Here is a 15,544-nt window from a genome sequence, read left to right as displayed (position 1 = left end):
AGACCCGCCAATAGCCAAAGGGCCGGGGCACGCATGGTGTCCCGGCCCTTTGTACTGCTCTGGGGGAAATGACGGCCTTGGCCCGGCTCATTGCAGGGTCACGAGCAGGGGGGCGCTGTCGCCGGTCCACACCTTGGCGGCACCGGACAGGGTGAGCCGGATGAAAAACGAGGCCGTGTTCGGGCTGAAAGCGGCTTCGAGCCGTGGTTCAAACAGGTTTGTGGCATTGTCGGCGGCAGAGCCGTCATAGCGCAGAAACGGGTGGTAGGTGACCCCGTCGGCAGACCAGGCGGCTTCGATGAAACTGTCCGGGCCAAGGACGGCCACCTTGGGGAAAAGCGTCAACCCGGCCTTTTGGACCACAAAAGGGGCGGATACTGCGTAGACGGCTTCGCCGGGGCCGGTTGCGCCGTCCGGACGACGTCCGGTGAAGCGGGCGCCAAAACCGGTCCCGGTTTCCAGGTTTTCGGCCCGCAGCAGACGCACGGACTGCCCGTCGTCCGAGGAGGCCAGGACATCGGCCAGGACCTGGACGACGCCGGTTTTGGGGGCATAGATGGCGTAGCCCGGCAATTGCCGAGCCAAGGCATACGTGTTTTGCACGGCGCGAAGCAGTTGCGGATCGAGAAAGGTCGGGTTGAGGATGATGACCGGAAATCGGCGTCTGGCAATATCCTTGGCCATTTGCGAATCGCGAAACGACCACAGGCCGACTTTCTCGAAAAACTGGGTTTCCGTGGCATCGAAGAAAAAGAGCCTGGAACCGTTGGCCGCCAGCAGCGGGGCAGCGCCTTCGGCGTTGATCAGCGTGTCCTGGTTGCCCGCGGCCTGGCGCAGCGCCTCCTGTTCCCAAACAGCCATTCCCTCCTGCCCGGCTGCCGGGCCGGACCAGGACAGGGGCTTTGTCGGCAACAGCAGCACAAGAAGCGCCAGGGCCAGGGCGGCCTGCCGCGGGCCGCTGGCAGCGAGAGTGCCGAGAAAGACGCCGACGCGCAGGGTCATAAGGCCGATAAGCCCGATGAAGTAATTCTCGTCCGCACCCCAGGTGCTGACCAGTTTGACCAGAAACGGCCCATGAATAAGGACCAGCCAGTCCAGCAGAGGGAGAGTCCTTCGCCGCAGGTCATGGACCAGGGCCAGGGCAAACAGGGCCAAAAGCCCCCAATAGACGCGGCAAAACGCAGCCAGCCTGGGCCAGGCGTTGTCCAGGTTGGTGATGGACGGATCGGCCGCCAGACGGGCCGGATACCAGGCGGTATGGAGCAGGAAGGTTCCGTCGGTCAGCCAATACAGGGCCGCCGCCGCCGCCAGCCCGAGGCCGCCGACCAGTCCGGCAAAGCGCAGGCACAGCCCGAAATGGGTGCGTTGCACCAGGCATACCGTGATGAGGCCGCAGGCCACGGCCAGGGTCTGCTGTTTGGTCAAAAGGGCAGCGGTCATGGCCAGGGCGGCCGCCACCGGCCAGTCCCGCGACGGGCCGGCCTCGGCCTTGGCGGCAAAGAGGCCCACGGCCCCGAAGGCCAGACACCAGGCCAGGAGGTCCGGGCGGATATGCAGCATATAGCCGGCCAGATAGGGACCGGTGAGAAAGGCCAACGGCACGATGGCAGCCATGACGCGACTGGCCGATTGGCGGCGGATGATCCAGGCCATGACGCAGGCCAGTCCCAGCCACCCGGCGTAACTGACCACATGACCGGCTGTAATGACATCGCCCGCCGTGGCGGCCAGGGCGACGAGAGCGGCCAGGGAATGGTAGATCGGCGTGTACAGGGTCACCAGATAGGGATAGCCGGCCATGTCCGGGTAGAGGCTGCGCCCCTGGGCCACAAGCCAGATCTTGACCGTTTCGCGGCCGTCTATCAAGGCGGGGACGCTGTTGGCCAGCAGGGCGGCCAGGGCAGCCCTGCCCTCGGCCAGGACCGCCGGACAAAGCGACAGGGCGGCCAGGGTGGCGAGCATGGCTGCAAGCCCGCAAGCGATCCGGCGGTTACCCGGAAACTTCCAGACAGCCAGGAGGAGCAGGCCGGTGACGGTGCCGTAGAGGGCCGGGAATGAGCCGGCAAAAAGCTGCGGAAGAAACAAAACCGTGGCCAGCCCGGCGCATAGACCGATCCACCAGGGCGCTTGGCGGGGCAGGCGGTTGTCCATCACGTGTTACTGCTCCCGTGGTTGGGGGTGGAACTGCCGGAGCGGTGGGCGCTTTGGCCCAAACGCCATGCCGACGACGGCGGGAGTTCGCTTCGCCACCCGGTCCGGGCCGGACTTTCCTAAAGAAAAAGCCGGACTGTTGCGAGTCCGGCTTTTGCCTTCCGGAGACTGCTGTCTCCGCTAAACTATGTGGTAGCGAGGGAGGGAATTGAACCCCCGACACTGCGGATATGAGCCGCATGCTCTAACCAACTGAGCTACCTCGCCAAACCGTCATGCTGTGCAGAAGCGGGTACTTATATAATCCGTCCGGGCTTGGCAAGCATTTTTTTTGACCAGCTATTTCGGCCAGAAAAGAAACACTGCCCCGGCCAGGACCAGCCGGTACCAGGCAAAGGGCCGCAGCGACACCCGTTTGACCAGCACGATGAAGCCTTTGACCGCAGCCAGGGCCGCCACAAAGGACACGACGAATCCGATGGCCAACACGCCCAGGTCGTCGGCTGAAAACAGATCAGCGCTCTTGTAAAAATCGTACAGTGTGGCTGCAAACATGAGCGGGACCGCGGCAATGAACGAATATTCCGCCGCCAGCCCCCGTTTGGCCCCAAGGAGCATGCCGCCCATGATCGTGGCTGCCGAGCGCGAAAAGCCGGGCCACAGCGACAGGCACTGGAAGCAGCCGATGCCAAGGGCCAGCCCGGGCGTCATTTCGTCCAGGGTGTAGAAGCGGTCGCGCACCTTGCGCCGTTCCACCCAGAAGATCATGAGGGCACCGACGGCCAGGGCCAGGGCCACGCTGGTCGGGCCAAACAAATGGGCCTTGATGGTCTTTCGGGCGAGCAGGCCGACGATGCCGGCCGGGAGCGAGGTCAGAAACAGCATCCACAGGCCGCGCAGCCCGGAAAAGGCGTGCAGGGGCTTTGGCGAGACAAGCCACCAGAAGCGTTGCCAATACAGACACACCACGGCCAGGATGGCACCGAGCTGGATGATGATGTCGAAGCTGTCGGCTTTTTCACCAGTAAAACCGATGAGATGGCCGACCAAAATGAGATGGCCTGTGGAGGAGACGGGAAGGAATTCGGTCACACCTTCCACGAGGCCAAGGACGACGGCGGCGAGGGATTCAGTCATGGGAAAGCGGTCTCCTGCGGCGGGATTTCGAGGCGGGTCTACCCAATGGCCGGGCAAGTTGCAACCCGGCCCGGCCTCGTGTATGCCTTGAGGCCGAGCAAGGAGGCTTTATGGCCACGATCATGCCGCAAGGCGAACTGACCAGACGCGCCGTCAAATGGATCGACGAGGGGGCGATACGGGCAAGCCATTTCCCGAACTTATCGACAAAGCTGCCATGCAGTTCAATCTAAGCCCCCGTGACACCGAGTTTCTCGCCAATTTTTTTCAAAGAACGTGAGGATGCCTCGGGGCTAAGCGCGGTTTCGATCAGGACCCGGCACAGCGCCTCCCGGCCAAGCCCGGTCTTGCCGGAAAAAACAATGGGCGGGAAGGCGGGTTGCGCAAGCTCCCGCCACTCTTTTTTCCGGGCCTCCCGGTCGCGCTGGGCCACTTTTTCGGCCTTGGTCAGGACGATGAGCACCGGGATACGCCGGGATCGCAGCCAGTCCACCAGTTCCATATCCAGGCGCTGGGGAGTCAGCCGGCAGTCGATAAGGGCGGTCACGGCCAAGAGGCTCTTGGTCGTTTTGATGTAGGATTCGATGAGTTTGGCCCACTTGTCGCGCTCATCCTTGGAGCAGCGGGCATAGCCGTAGCCGGGCAGATCAACCAGGCAAAAGCCATGCTTCTCGGCCATATAGAAGTTGAGGCTTCTGGTTTTGCCCGGGGTGGCGCTGGTCTTGGCCAGGGCCTTGCGCCCGGCGAGGCAGTTGACCAGGGTCGATTTGCCGACGTTGGAACGCCCGGCCAAGGCAATTTGGGGCGCGTCGAGGGTTGGCAGTTGGTTGGCCAGATAGGCCGTACTGAGCAAGGTCAATCCGAGGTCCGTCTGTTTTCGTGCTTGGTCGTCCATGCCGGGGTTGTGACCGGCGGGAAGCTATCCGTCAAGGCCGTGTCTTGGCGGCAAAGAAAAGGAAGACCCCATGCGCAAGGTCAGAATGCTTGTCTTAAACGGCCCCAACCTCGGTTTCATCGGGGTGCGCCAGCCTGAAATATACGGCAGCCGCACCATCGAGGACCTGCCCGAGATGGTGGTCGACATGCTTGGCCCCCAGGCCGAGCGTCTGGAACTGCAGTTTCATCAGGCCAATAGCGAGGGGCAATGCATCGACCGGCTGGAGCAGGCCTGGAAGGACGGCCTTGACGGCATTGTGCTCAATGCCGGAGCCTACACCCATACGAGCCTGGCCCTGGCCGACTGCCTGGCCTGGATCGGCATTCCCTGCGTCGAGGTGCATATATCCAATATTTTTGCCCGCACCGACGAGCCGCTGCGCCATAAAAGTCTTATCGGCAAGAACTGCATCGGCTGCATTGCCGGTTTCGGCGTCACCAGCTATGCCCTGGCCGTCATGGCCCTGTGGCAGCAAATCACTGAAAATCCCAATTACATCTAAGGAGATACAATGCTTTCCACGACCGACTTCCGTCGCGGCCTCAAGATCGAAATGGATGGTGTGCCTTATGAAATCGTGGAGTTTCTCCACGTCAAGCCCGGCAAGGGCGGCGCGTTCATTCGGACCAAGCTTAAGAACATGATCAATGGCCGGGTGGTGGAAAACACCTTCCGTTCCGGCGAAAAGATGGTCAAGCCCGATCTGGAATCCAAAGACATGCAGTACCTGTACCGCGAGGCCGAAGAGTTCGTCTTCATGGACATGGAGAGTTACGAGCAGATGCACGCCAGCGTGGCCCAGATTGGCGAGAAGGGCGGCTATCTCAAGGACGGCATGGAGCTTAAGATGCTGCTTTACAAGGGCCAGCCCCTGGACATCGACCTGCCGGCCTCGGTGGTGCTCGAAGTCACCGAGACCGAGCCCGGAGTCAAGGGCGACACGGTCAGCGGTGCCAGCAAGCAGGCGGTGCTCGAATCCGGCATCACCGTCAACGTGCCCCTGTTTGTCAATATCGGCGACAAGATCAAAGTAGATACCCGCTCGGGCGACTACATTGGCCGGGAATAGCGCACCTGTCGGGGACGGCAGCTTCCGCCTGACCAGGGAACTGGTCGGGCTGGGGGCGCTGTTCCTGGCTGCCTTCACCTGCGTCGCCCTGTACACCTACAGCGCGGCCGATCCGGGCTTCAATCAGGCCGTTTCGGCCCGACACGCCGTGGCCAACAAAGCCGGGCTGGTCGGGGCGTATTGGGGCGGGCTTCTCGCTGAACTGCTGGGCGTATGGGGCTATCTCGTGCCTGGGCTCATTGCCTGGCGCGGGCTGCGTTTTCTGGCCCCGCGCCTGGTTTTGCCGGTGCGTCGCACGGCCGGGGTGGTCCTTTTTGCTGCGGTGCTGCTCGTCTTCCTGGGCTCCCCCTGGGGTGAGCTGACCATCGGGCAGGTGCGCGGCGGCGGGCAGACCGGGCACTTCCTGTTTGAATTCCTCAACCGCTACCTGAGCATTTTCGGAGCCGCCTCTCTGCTTCTGTTCGGCTTCATTGCCGCGGTCCAACTCACCTTTGGCCTGACCCTGGACAATTTCTGGCGGCCGCTGGCCGGGGTGGTCAACGAACAGTTCTGGCGGGCGGGCGACACGATACGCGCCTGGCGCGCAAACCGGGCTGCGGCCCGGGAGACCGACGGCGGCGCCGTCGCGGCCGCCCCGAAACCGGCCCGTGCCCCGCGCCTTAAAAAGCCCGAGCCGGCCGCGCCTGCGGCCGGTCCGGATGCCGTCGAGGCCGATGCCGGGCCGTCGGAAGCGGTGGACCGCTTCCTCGATGCCGTGGTGGAGCAGGTAAACGGCCCCAAGGCAGTGATAAAGCCTGGAGCCAAGGGCAAAGAGAACGACGAGCCGGTCCTTGTCCCCACGCCCGCGCCTGCGCCCGTCATGACCGCCAAGCAGGCGATCAAAGCCGGCCGGGCCGCTGCCGCGTCCGGCGATATGACCCTGCCGCCGCTGGATCTGCTCTCCGTGCCGCCGGCGGCGGAACTGCTTCCGGCCGATCCGGAAATCTGCCGCATCCAGGCCGAGAGCCTCATCACCTGTCTAAACGACTTCGGCATCCAGGGCGAGGTCATGCGGGTGGTGCCCGGACCGGTGGTCACCATGTTCGAGGTCAAGCCCGCGCCGGGTGTGAAGATCAGCCGTATCGTCGGCCTGTCCGTGGATCTGGCCCTGTCCATGAAGGCGCTCGCTGTTCGTATCGACCCCATCCCGGGCAAGGATACGGTCGGCGTCGAGATCCCCAATGCCAAGCGCCAGACTGTCTATTTTCGCGAGATTCTCGACGCCGAGGTTTTTCGCTCTTCATCCTCCCACCTGACCCTGGCCATCGGCAAGGACATCCAGGGCCGGCCCCACGTGGCCGATCTGGCCCGGATGCCCCACCTGCTCGTGGCCGGCGCCACCGGCAGCGGCAAGAGCGTGTGCATCAACGGCATCCTGCTCTCGATCCTCTACAAGGCCACCCCCGATCAGGTGAAACTCCTGCTCGTCGACCCCAAGCGCATCGAGCTATCGGTCTACAACGACCTGCCCCATTTGGTGCATCCGGTGGTGACCGAGACCGCCATGGCCAAGTCCGCCCTGGATTGGGCCGTGGCCGAGATGGACCGCCGCTACGAGGCCATGGCTCTTTTAGGGGTGCGAAACATCGCCGGCTACAACGAGAAGCTTGAAAAGCTTGGCGATAACCGCGACCCCGAGCTGGCCGAACTGGAGCCCCTGCCCTACCTGGTCATCGTCATCGACGAGTTGGCCGACCTCATGATGACCGCGGCCAAGGAAGTGGAAGTGAGCATTGTGCGCCTGGCCCAGCTGGCCCGGGCCGGCGGCATCCATCTGATCCTGGCCACCCAGCGGCCCAGTGTCGACGTTGTCACCGGACTGATTAAGGCCAACTTCCCCACCCGCATCTCCTTCCAGGTGACGAGCAAGCACGATTCGCGCACCATCCTCGACGCGGTCGGTGCGGAATACCTGCTCGGGCGCGGCGACATGCTCTATAAGCCAAGCGGCGGCAAGACCGTGCGCATGCACGGGGCCTTTGTTTCAGACGAGGAAACGGCCGCGGTTGTGGAATTCTGGAAGAGCCGGGCTGCGCCGAGCTACAAGCTCGATTTTAGCGAATGGCAGAAGGGCGGCGAGGGCGGCGGCAGCGACTTTGTGGGCGAGGCCGACGACACCGCCTCCGACGCGGTCTATCCCCAGGCCGTGGATTTTGTCATGGAGCAGGGCAAGGCCTCGATTTCCCTGATCCAGCGCCGTTTCCGCATCGGTTTTAACCGGGCGGCCCGGTTCATTGAACAAATGGAACGCGACGGCCTGCTTGGTCCCCAGGAAGGCAGTAAGCCGCGTTCGGTCATCAGAAACAAAGAATAAGGCGGGCGGTCGTCCGGCCAATCGGCCGGCCGCCGCCTCCTGCCTGGCCTTTGGCGGCAAGAATGCTGCCGCAAAGCGAGAAATCCCATGAAATGTCGTGTTGTTGCCTTGCTCGTACTGTTTGCCCTGGCCCTGGCCGTTCCGGCGTTGGCTGCCGATCCGGCCGAGCTGGCCGGGCGCATCCAGAAGAAATACGCCTCGATCAGCGCCTTTTCCGCCGAGTTCACCCAGGCCATCCGCAATGCGGCCAGCGGCGATGTGGAGCAGCGCTCCGGCTCGTTTGTCTTTAAAAAGCCGACGCTGGTGCGCTGGGAAACGGTCAAGCCCGAGAAGGAACTGCTCATCGTCGGCAAGGACGCGGTGTGGGACTATTTCGAGGAAGACAAGGAAGCCTACCGCTATTCCGTGGAGGAGATCATCAACTCCAAGACGATGCTGCGGTTTCTGACCGGCAAGGCCAATCTGACGGAAGATTTCCTGGTGGTTGCCGGTAAGGACGGCGAGGCCGGACCGGGACAGGCGGTGCTCCAGCTCGCCCCCCGGGATCCCGAGCCGGGACTGGTCATGGCCAAGGTCTGGATCGATCTGGCCACGGACATGATTGCCCGCATCTACATCCAGGACTTTTACGCCAACACCAACGACCTGACGCTTAAAGGCGTGGTCACCAATCCCAAGCTGGCCGACACCCTGTTCGCCTTCACCCCGCCCAAGGACGCCAAGGTCCACGACAACGCCCCGGTCAAGGGGCGCGAGCTCAAACAGTAGAAGCGGGGGTGGGCCTGGGGCTCACCCCTTTTGCGCCAAAATAAGCTGCACTTCATCGAGCGACAGTCCGGTGGCCTTGGCCAGGGTCTGGGGCGACTGGCCGCGGCGGGTGCCGTTTACGATGATCTGGCGCAGAAATTCCGGCGAACGGCTGATTTCTTCGGCCTTGCGCACCAGCTTCTCCAGCTGGGTGCTGCGCTCTTCAAGCTTCTGATCCAGGATGGCCAGTTCGGTCTGCCGGCGCTGGAAACTGCCGACCAGTTCCTGCTCGAGCCTGGCATTGAAATCGAGCTTTTTCAGCAACGCGTCCTGGTTTTTTTGGAGCTTGGACAAAAGCTCTTCGGAACGGCGCAGCCGCGAGAAAAAAAGGACCACCAGGAGCAGCAAGGCCAACTCGCTGACGGTTAAAAAGATGATAAGCGTGGAATAGCCGTTCATGGGGTGCGGTCCAATGGCAAGGCGTTGAGGATTGGCGCGGTGCGGCAAACGACGAAGGGGTGGCACAGGGAAGTTCCCGGGTGTCCTGCTTGGCACCCGGGGCAGGGAAGAGGGGAAAAAGGGCAGCGCACCGGGGTCAGATCTTCATGTTAATGATGTGGCCGGCAAAGGGCGTGGAGTTGCTGGCCTGGGTTTCTTCCGCCTCGGCTGCCGCGCGCTTCTCGCGCCGGGAACGGCGTTGGCCGGAGCGGTCCCTTTTTTCCTCGTCGCGCACGGCATCCGTGGCCTCCTGCTGCTCGATGCGCTGGGTCTGTTTGTTCTGCTCGGCCAGAGCCTGCTGGGCCAGGGTCTGGGAGGCCATCAACTGGGCTTGGGGATTGACCAACTCGGCGTGGGCCACGTTTTGGACGTAGGGCACGGCCTGGAACACGGTGGTCAGGTCGATTGGCATCTTATTTCACCAGGTAATCCTCGATAATCAGGTTATCCAAGGGTTGGCTCCCGATGAACTGGTTGATAACCGAGAGGACGTCCTTTTTCAGTGCATCCGCATTGCCCTTGTCCGTCAGAAATTCCAGGCTCTTGTTTTTGAGATAATAATACACCGCATCGCGCACGACAATAGTATTGCGCTTGAATTCCAACTCGGCGCTGTGCTCGGTGGTGGCCGCCGAGAAGCGGATGGTCAGAAACCGGCTCCGTCCCTTGGGGTCCGTCAGTTCGATGAGAAAAGGGTCCATGGTCAGGACGATTTCCGGCTTGGGCGCGGGCGGCTCGGGTGGCGGCGGCGGCGGCATGACTGGCGGCGGGGCCGGCTCCTCATGCGGCGTTTCCACTGGTGGCGGCGGAGCGGCGGGCTTTTTCAAAAAGAGGAAGTAGGCGGCAGCGCCCCCGCCCAAAAGCAGCAGCACGGCCAGGCCCAGGATGAGGAACTTTTTTTTGCGGGAGGGTTTGGCGGCCGCATCGACCGCAGCCTGCTCTTCGCCTGTGGTGGGCGTTTCCGGGGCAGGGGGGGCTTCTTCGGGTTCGTCTTCGAGAAAGGGTGCGTCGTCAAGATCGAGATCGACCTTTTGCAACGCCTTGGGCAGATCGTCGGAGAGTTCCGAGTCGTCAAGCTTGGCCTTGACCGGGGCATCGAGGCTGCTTTCGTCAACCATGCTCGGGCCTCGTTGGCAGGGCGGCGCACCGGCCGCAACATTCGGGGAAGTGACCGTCCGCCAGGGGGGCTGCGGTGCGTCGTGGCGCGGAAAATCCTGATGCTTCGGGCCGGCAGCCGGGCATTACCCCCGGCCTGCCGGCCCTTTCGGGCGGATTACTTATCGAAAATCTTGTCGATTTTCTGGCCAAGCGTTTCAGCGGTGAAGGGCTTGACGATGTAGTTGGAGACCTTGGCCTGAACGGCTTCGATGATATTTTCCTGCTGGGCTTCAGCCGTGACCATGAGGAAGGGCAGATTGGCGAATTCCTCGCTGGTGCGGACTTTGCGAAGCAGTTCGATGCCCGGCATTTTGGGCATATTCCAGTCGGAGATGATGAAGTCAATTTTGTCTTTATTGAGGGTTTCCCAGGCAGTGCTGCCGTCGTCGGCCTCAATGATGTTGTTGAAACCCAATTGGCGAAGGATATTTTTGATGATTCTGCGCATGGTGGAGAAGTCGTCAACGACAAGAATGCGCATTTCCTTATTGTAGGCCATGGCTCGTCTCCTTAATAGTGCTACTTCTCAAGTCGCCTTGGAGCATCCCAGAGGGCCGATGATCAGGCCGGGTGATGCATCCGCCTTGGCGTTTGCTGCGTTGTACTCAGTGCTGCTCGATATTGTATTGAGACTTGAACTTCTGCCGCAGTCGGGCCAGGGCCTGGGAGTGCAGCTGCGAAACGCGACCTTCGGTGATGCCCATGACTTCGGAGGTCTCGCGCATGTTGAGTTCCTCACCGTAATAGAGCGACAATACCAGCTTTTCCCTGGGAGTCAAATCATCGATCAGGGAAGCCAGCTTGTCGACGAGCTCCTTGAATTCCGCAGACTTATACGGCTCGTTGTCCAGCTGGTTCTGTTGGTAGGAGGAGATGTTCTCAGTGATCGCGTCAAGGCTCAGGCACAGCTGGTTCTGGAGCGCCTCAAGGCCCATGGAGACCTCGCGTTCCGAGAGCCCGGTGGCCTCGGCCAACTGCCCCAGTGTCGGCGGACCGCCGGAATCGTTTTCAATGCGCCGGGTGGCTTCCTCCAGCGTGCGCACCCGCTGGCGCTGGCCCCGGGAGAACCAGTCCATGCGCCGCAGATCGTCGAGCATGGCGCCCTTGATCCGCGATTCGGCATAGGTCTCGAACTTGATGCCAAGGGCGGCCTTGAACCGGCCCAGGGCCTCGAGCAGGCCCATGGCCCCGGCGCTTAACAGCTCGCCCATCTCCACCGACGGCGGCAGCTTGGCCTTGAGCCGGCTGGCCACGATTTTGATTTTGGGCGAGTAATGGCGCACGATCTCCTGGCGATCGCGCGCATCGAAATCTTTCCACAACATTGCCCCGGACTCGAGATTAAGCCAGGGGCTGTTCTTGGAAGAGGAGCTTTTTCCAGAAGAATTTGATGTTTCCATCGAGCTTGGCATCCACTTCCCAGGAGTCGATCACGTGCGCCAGATCCACAAGTTTTTTGGCCGCCGGAGAATCAGGCGTGAGATGGCAAAACGGTTTTTGCCGGATCACCGCATTTCGTACGGCCGGGTCGGTCGGCACATATCCCGTGAAATCCAGGGAAATACCCGACAGAAAATGGTCGCAGGCCGCATAGAGTTTTTCAAACACCGCCTTGGCGGCCTTGGCGCTTTGGGCCATGTTCACCACGACCCGGAAGCGGTGGACGTCATGGTTTAAGTGCATGACCTTGACCAGGGCGTAGGCGTCGGTCAGCGAGGTCGGCTCGGTCGTCAGGACGAGCAGGCGCTCCCGGGCGGCCAAGTTGAAATATATTACATTATCATTAATTCCTGCGCCAGTGTCCACTATCAAATAGTTGATCTTGCCCTCAAGGTAATCCATGGCCTCGAGCAGGTCGAGCTTTTGCCCGGTGGACAGGGCCAGCATGTCGCTTATGCCCGAGGAGGCCGGCAAAATGGAAAAGCCAAAGGGCGTTTCGAGCAGGATATGGCGCAGTTCCACCCCTTCGTGAAAGAGGTGGAACAGGTTCATCGTGGGGGCCAGCCCCAGCATGATGTCCACGTTGGCCAGGCCAAGGTCGGCATCGAGCAGCACCACCTTGCGGCCCATGCGCGACAGGCAGTAGGCGAGGTTGACCGAGAGGTTGGTCTTTCCCACGCCCCCCTTGCCCGAGGTCACGGACAGGACCATGGGCAGTTCCGGACCGGGTCCGGCGCTTGGGCGCGGCGTATCGGTGAGACGGCTTGACATGCGTCATCCTTCGGCTGCGGCGTCGGCATCCGGGTATTCGCCGGGCAGCTGGTGTTTGAAAAGAAGTTTCCACACCGCCTTGCCTGAGGCCGCCGCCATGTTGCCGGTGAGTTCCGGGCCGAAGGTCAGGGCCGAAACAGGCAGGGAGGAGGCGTGCGCCATGTTGACAAGGCTGCCATAGTTACAGGCTTCATCGAGCTTCGTCCAGATGAGGCTGCTTACGTGCTCGCAGCGCCCGGCGCGCAGGTAATGGTCGGCCTGGGCGTCGGAAAAAAGCGGCGACAGGACCAGATGGGCAGCCAGGCCGGCGCGGCCGGACAGTCCCATCTCGCTATGCCAGGCGGCCAAGGCCCCTTCGCGGGCCAGGCTTGGCGTGTCCACGAAGACCGCATCCCCGGCTGCTGCGCCGTTCAGGATGCGGCCGAAATCTTCCGGGCTGTCGACCTCGGCATAAGTCAGGCCGGATAGTTCGGCGTAGTGGCGAAGGAGCAGGCGTCCCTTGCCCCGGCCGGTATCGGCATTGACCACCACCACCCGGTTTTGCGGGAGACGGCGTCTGGCCTCCAGGGCCAGACGCAGCAAAATGGTGGTCTTGCCCACGCCGCTTGGGCCGAGAAACATGTGGGCCGTGTTCGGCCAGGCTTGGGGCGTCAGGGGTTTGACGGCGACGATCCGGGACAGGGCCGGGATGACGGCTTCCTCGCAGCGCTCGATGATGGAGCGGTAAATGGCCAGGATCGAGGCTTCGTTGACGCCCTCGCGTTCCAGGTATTCCAGGGCCAGACGTTGGCGCGGACTCAAGGCGGACAGGTCCATGCGCGGGCGCATGAGGGCCAGCAGATGGCCCTTGATCTCGCACCATTCCCGGTTCCAGTCGGCCTGTCCGGCCTTGCCCGGCTGGGGCGGGCGTCCCGAGGCCGGGGCCGGTTTGCCGTTCCCGTTGCCGTTGCCCGGCCGGGTCGGGCAGGCCGGGCCGGCAGTGGCCGGGGCAACCAGCGACTGGCCGGGGTGCTCCAGGGCGGCCATGACCTCGCACAGGCTGCGGCCGTCCTCGCGAACGGTCTGGCTGCCGAGGATCACGGCTTCCTTGCCGAGTTCCTGGCGGATTTGCGAGAGTGCGGCGGCCATGTTCTCGCCGCGAAAGGTCTTAACCCGCATTGGTCAGTCCTATGTTGGCAAGGGATTGCAGTTTGATTTCGGCCGGAATCTCGGCCTGGGAAATCACCGGCAAATTGGGGATGAACCGGGACAGGAGCTGGGCCAGATGGGGCCGCACCAGCGGCGAGGTCAAAAGCACGGGCTGGCCTTCGCCGAGCATGGCCTTGTCCATGGCCTTTTGAATGGACTGGATGATGCGCTGGGCCAGTCCGGGTTCCATGGCCAGATAGGCCCCGTGGTCGGTCTGGCGTACGCTTTCCTGGATGGCGCCTTCGACCTTGGGGGCCAGGGTCAGGATGGGCAGGGCTCCGTCGCCGGTCAGATAGGGCTTCACAATGGTGCGGCCCATGCGGGAGCGCACGTATTCCGTCAACTGGTCCGGGTCTTTGACCGAGGAGGAGTAGTCGGCCATGGTTTCGGCCACGGTCAGGAGGTCGCGGATGGACACGCCTTCACGCACGAGGTTCTGGAGCACCTTCTGGACGCCGCCGAGGTTCATGGCCCCGGGCACGAGCTCTTCCACTGGCCTTGGGGGCGCGCTTGGAGAGATGTTCGAGCAGGGTCTGCACTTCCTGGCGGCCGAGGAATTCGTGCAGGTGGCGCTTGAAGACTTCGGTCAGATGGGTGGCGATGACCGTGGCCGGATCGACCACGGTGTAGCCGGCCAGCATGGCCTCGTCCTTTTGCAGTTCCGGCACCCACAGGGCCGGCAGATTGAAGGCCGGCTCGCGGGTTTCCACACCCTGGATGCGGTGCTTGGCGTCGCCCGGGTCCATGGCCAGATAGTGGTCGATGAGGATCTCGGCCGAGGCCACTTCGTTGCCCTTTATAAGGACCACGTACTGTCCGGGGCGAAGCTGAAGATTGTCGCGCAGATGCAGCGAGGGGATGACCACGCCCATGTCCAGGGCGAACTGGCGACGGATGGAGCGGATGCGGGCGAGCAGATTGCCGTTTTGCTCCTCGTCCACCAGCGGGATCAGTCCGTACCCGACTTCCAGTTCCAGGGCGTCCAGCGGCAGCAGGGCCTGGACTTCTTCCGGGGTTTCCAGTTCCGGGGCCGGCTTTTTCTCCTGCTCGACGGCGCTGGTCTTGAGCATATCCTGCTGCTGCCCCGAGAGTCTGGCCACGAAGAAGAGCAGGGCCGACATGACCAGGAAGGGGATGGTGGGCAGGCCGGGAACGATGGCGAACAGGAGCAGCATGGCGGAGACGAGGCGAAGGGCCTTGGGATGGAAGGTCAGCTGGGCCAGGAATTCCTCGCCCATCTTGGCCTCGGCTGCGGCCCGGGACACGATCAGGCCGGCCGACGTGGAAATGATGATGGAAGGAATGATGGAAACGAGGCCGTCACCGATGGTCAAAAGGGTGTAGGTCTGGGCCGCGTCCTTCCAGTTCATGCCCTTTTGCAGCACGCCGATGAAAAACCCGCCGAACATGTTGATGGCGGTGATGATGATGGTGGCGGTGACGTCTCCGGAGACGAACTTGCCGGCACCGTCCATGGCGCCGTAAAAATCGGCTTCCTTACGGATGATGTTGCGCCGGTTCGTGGCCTGCTGTTCGTTTATGAGGCCGGCGTTCAGGTCGGCTTCAATGGCCATCTGCTTGCCCGGCATGGCGTCCAGGGTGAAGCGGGCGGCCACTTCGGCGATACGGGTGGTGCCGGCGACGATGACCTTTTTGTTGATGACGAAAAGCACCAGAAAGATGACGCAGCCGACAACGTAGTTGCCGCCGACCACGAACTGGCCAAAGGCCTGAATGACGTGCCCCGCGGCCGAAGGGCCCTCGTCGCCGTGGAGCAGGATCAGACGGGTGGAAGCCACGTTCATGGACAGGCGAAGCAGGGTGGTGACCAGGAGCAAGGTCGGATAGATGGAGAATTCCAGGGGCGACCCCATGAACATGCTCGTCACCAGGATCACCAGACTGATCGAGATGGAGAAGGTGAGCATGAGGTCGATAAAGGCCGAAGGCACCGGGACCAGCATGACGAACAGGATGACCACCACACCGGCGGCCAGCATGAGGTCGCCCTGACGGGTGAACCGTTCGTAGTTGAACTGGACCGTTTCGTTGGCTGTCTTCGCCATGATTTTGACACCCTTTTCGGTAATCCGGC

15 protein-coding genes, 1 tRNA gene and 1 pseudogene are annotated in these 15,544 nt (G+C 62.5%); 5 read left to right on the top strand and 12 right to left on the bottom strand.

All coding sequences use genetic code 11. The features are described 5' to 3' along the window. Nucleotides 1-87: 87 nt before the first annotated feature. From DVDV_RS08970 to DVDV_RS08960, 3 genes are all read right to left on the bottom strand, one after another. Nucleotides 88-2,154 carry a hypothetical protein gene (locus DVDV_RS08970; protein WP_139311569.1) on the bottom strand — a complete coding sequence of 689 codons (2,067 nt, stop codon included), beginning with the start codon at nucleotides 2,152-2,154 and terminating at the stop codon, nucleotides 88-90. Nucleotides 2,155-2,341: 187 nt separating this feature from the next. Then, nucleotides 2,342-2,418 (bottom strand) — tRNA-Met (locus DVDV_RS08965). A gap of 72 nt (nucleotides 2,419-2,490) precedes the next feature. Next, nucleotides 2,491-3,288, bottom strand: a complete 798-nt coding sequence (locus DVDV_RS08960; protein ID WP_075354340.1) for an undecaprenyl-diphosphate phosphatase — start codon at nucleotides 3,286-3,288, stop codon at nucleotides 2,491-2,493. Between the two features lie 110 nt (nucleotides 3,289-3,398). On the opposite strand from DVDV_RS08960, the gene DVDV_RS23775 reads away from it, so the two are divergent. After that, a complete protein-coding gene (locus tag DVDV_RS23775) occupies nucleotides 3,399-3,521 on the top strand; it encodes a hypothetical protein (protein ID WP_303046328.1) in 123 nt (40 codons plus the stop codon). Here the strand turns inward: DVDV_RS23775 and yihA are convergent. Continuing rightward, on the bottom strand, nucleotides 3,518-4,183 hold the full coding sequence (gene yihA / locus DVDV_RS08955) for a ribosome biogenesis GTP-binding protein YihA/YsxC (protein ID WP_075354339.1): 666 nt from the start codon (nucleotides 4,181-4,183) through the stop codon (nucleotides 3,518-3,520). The two genes, DVDV_RS23775 and yihA, sit on opposite strands and share 4 nt — an antisense overlap. 70 nt (nucleotides 4,184-4,253) lie before the next feature. On the opposite strand from yihA, the gene DVDV_RS08950 reads away from it, so the two are divergent. From DVDV_RS08950 to DVDV_RS08935, 4 genes are all read left to right on the top strand, one after another. Continuing rightward, nucleotides 4,254-4,727 carry a type II 3-dehydroquinate dehydratase gene (locus DVDV_RS08950; RefSeq protein WP_075354338.1) on the top strand — a complete coding sequence of 158 codons (474 nt, stop codon included), beginning with the start codon at nucleotides 4,254-4,256 and terminating at the stop codon, nucleotides 4,725-4,727. Between the two features lie 9 nt (nucleotides 4,728-4,736). Continuing rightward, nucleotides 4,737-5,294 carry an elongation factor P gene (efp, locus tag DVDV_RS08945; RefSeq protein WP_075354337.1) on the top strand — a complete coding sequence of 186 codons (558 nt, stop codon included), beginning with the start codon at nucleotides 4,737-4,739 and terminating at the stop codon, nucleotides 5,292-5,294. Next, the gene (locus tag DVDV_RS08940) at nucleotides 5,281-7,647 is read left to right on the top strand and encodes a DNA translocase FtsK (RefSeq protein WP_075354336.1); all 2,367 of its coding nucleotides are present in this window, start codon (nucleotides 5,281-5,283) and stop codon (nucleotides 7,645-7,647) included. The genes efp and DVDV_RS08940 overlap by 14 nt, the downstream gene beginning before the upstream one ends. Before the next feature lie 87 nt (nucleotides 7,648-7,734). After that, nucleotides 7,735-8,415, top strand: a complete 681-nt coding sequence (locus tag DVDV_RS08935; RefSeq protein WP_075354335.1) for an outer membrane lipoprotein carrier protein LolA — start codon at nucleotides 7,735-7,737, stop codon at nucleotides 8,413-8,415. A gap of 21 nt (nucleotides 8,416-8,436) precedes the next feature. On the opposite strand, the gene DVDV_RS08930 is transcribed toward DVDV_RS08935, so the two are convergent. The 8 genes and pseudogenes from DVDV_RS08930 to flhA all read right to left on the bottom strand — a co-directional run bounded on the left by DVDV_RS08930 (nucleotide 8,437) and on the right by flhA (nucleotide 15,515). Next, nucleotides 8,437-8,853 (bottom strand): hypothetical protein, encoded by a 417-nt coding sequence (locus DVDV_RS08930; protein WP_075354334.1) that lies wholly within the window; start codon nucleotides 8,851-8,853, stop codon nucleotides 8,437-8,439. Nucleotides 8,854-8,989: 136 nt separating this feature from the next. Then, a complete protein-coding gene (locus tag DVDV_RS08925; protein ID WP_075354333.1) occupies nucleotides 8,990-9,304 on the bottom strand; it encodes a hypothetical protein in 315 nt (104 codons plus the stop codon). A gap of 1 nt (nucleotide 9,305) precedes the next feature. Next, a complete protein-coding gene (fliL, locus tag DVDV_RS08920; RefSeq protein ID WP_075354332.1) occupies nucleotides 9,306-10,010 on the bottom strand; it encodes a flagellar basal body-associated protein FliL in 705 nt (234 codons plus the stop codon). A 155-nt stretch (nucleotides 10,011-10,165) separates the two neighbouring features. Continuing rightward, nucleotides 10,166-10,549, bottom strand: coding sequence for a chemotaxis response regulator CheY (locus DVDV_RS08915; protein WP_075354331.1), 384 nt, complete (start codon nucleotides 10,547-10,549; stop codon nucleotides 10,166-10,168). A gap of 106 nt (nucleotides 10,550-10,655) precedes the next feature. After that, nucleotides 10,656-11,450, bottom strand: coding sequence for a FliA/WhiG family RNA polymerase sigma factor (locus DVDV_RS08910; RefSeq protein WP_075354330.1), 795 nt, complete (start codon nucleotides 11,448-11,450; stop codon nucleotides 10,656-10,658). After that, nucleotides 11,392-12,261, bottom strand: a complete 870-nt coding sequence (locus DVDV_RS08905; RefSeq protein WP_075354329.1) for a MinD/ParA family protein — start codon at nucleotides 12,259-12,261, stop codon at nucleotides 11,392-11,394. Before DVDV_RS08905 ends, DVDV_RS08910 begins: the two co-directional genes overlap by 59 nt. 3 nt (nucleotides 12,262-12,264) lie before the next feature. After that, nucleotides 12,265-13,419: a flagellar biosynthesis protein FlhF gene (locus DVDV_RS08900; RefSeq protein WP_075354328.1), complete on the bottom strand. Its 1,155-nt coding sequence runs from the start codon at nucleotides 13,417-13,419 to the stop codon at nucleotides 12,265-12,267. Beyond that, a pseudogene (flhA, locus tag DVDV_RS08895) lies at nucleotides 13,409-15,515 on the bottom strand (flagellar biosynthesis protein FlhA). Before flhA ends, DVDV_RS08900 begins: the two are co-directional and overlap by 11 nt. Nucleotides 15,516-15,544: the final 29 nt, after the last annotated feature.

It is taken from the genome of Desulfovibrio sp. DV, from assembly GCF_001936595.1.
In the GTDB taxonomy this organism is placed as follows: Bacteria; Desulfobacterota; Desulfovibrionia; order Desulfovibrionales; family Desulfovibrionaceae; genus Solidesulfovibrio.
This window is presented reverse-complemented; position numbering and strand designations above follow the sequence as displayed.

Excerpts from the sequence above, each read along its gene's own strand:
- yihA (WP_075354339.1), bottom strand. The coding sequence starts at position 4,183 with ATGGACGACCAAGCACGAAAACAGACGGACCTCGGATTGACCTTGCTC.
- DVDV_RS08935 (WP_075354335.1), top strand. The coding sequence starts at position 7,735 with ATGAAATGTCGTGTTGTTGCCTTGCTCGTACTGTTTGCCCTGGCCCTG.
- DVDV_RS08930 (WP_075354334.1), bottom strand. The coding sequence starts at position 8,853 with ATGAACGGCTATTCCACGCTTATCATCTTTTTAACCGTCAGCGAGTTG.
- efp (WP_075354337.1), top strand. The coding sequence starts at position 4,737 with ATGCTTTCCACGACCGACTTCCGTCGCGGCCTCAAGATCGAAATGGAT.
- DVDV_RS08910 (WP_075354330.1), bottom strand. The coding sequence starts at position 11,450 with ATGGAAACATCAAATTCTTCTGGAAAAAGCTCCTCTTCCAAGAACAGC.
- DVDV_RS08905 (WP_075354329.1), bottom strand. The coding sequence starts at position 12,261 with ATGTCAAGCCGTCTCACCGATACGCCGCGCCCAAGCGCCGGACCCGGT.
- DVDV_RS08925 (WP_075354333.1), bottom strand. The coding sequence starts at position 9,304 with ATGCCAATCGACCTGACCACCGTGTTCCAGGCCGTGCCCTACGTCCAA.
- DVDV_RS08915 (WP_075354331.1), bottom strand. The coding sequence starts at position 10,549 with ATGGCCTACAATAAGGAAATGCGCATTCTTGTCGTTGACGACTTCTCC.
- DVDV_RS23775 (WP_303046328.1), top strand. The coding sequence starts at position 3,399 with ATGGCCACGATCATGCCGCAAGGCGAACTGACCAGACGCGCCGTCAAA.
- DVDV_RS08950 (WP_075354338.1), top strand. The coding sequence starts at position 4,254 with ATGCGCAAGGTCAGAATGCTTGTCTTAAACGGCCCCAACCTCGGTTTC.
- DVDV_RS08900 (WP_075354328.1), bottom strand. The coding sequence starts at position 13,419 with ATGCGGGTTAAGACCTTTCGCGGCGAGAACATGGCCGCCGCACTCTCG.
- DVDV_RS08960 (WP_075354340.1), bottom strand. The coding sequence starts at position 3,288 with ATGACTGAATCCCTCGCCGCCGTCGTCCTTGGCCTCGTGGAAGGTGTG.
- fliL (WP_075354332.1), bottom strand. The coding sequence starts at position 10,010 with ATGGTTGACGAAAGCAGCCTCGATGCCCCGGTCAAGGCCAAGCTTGAC.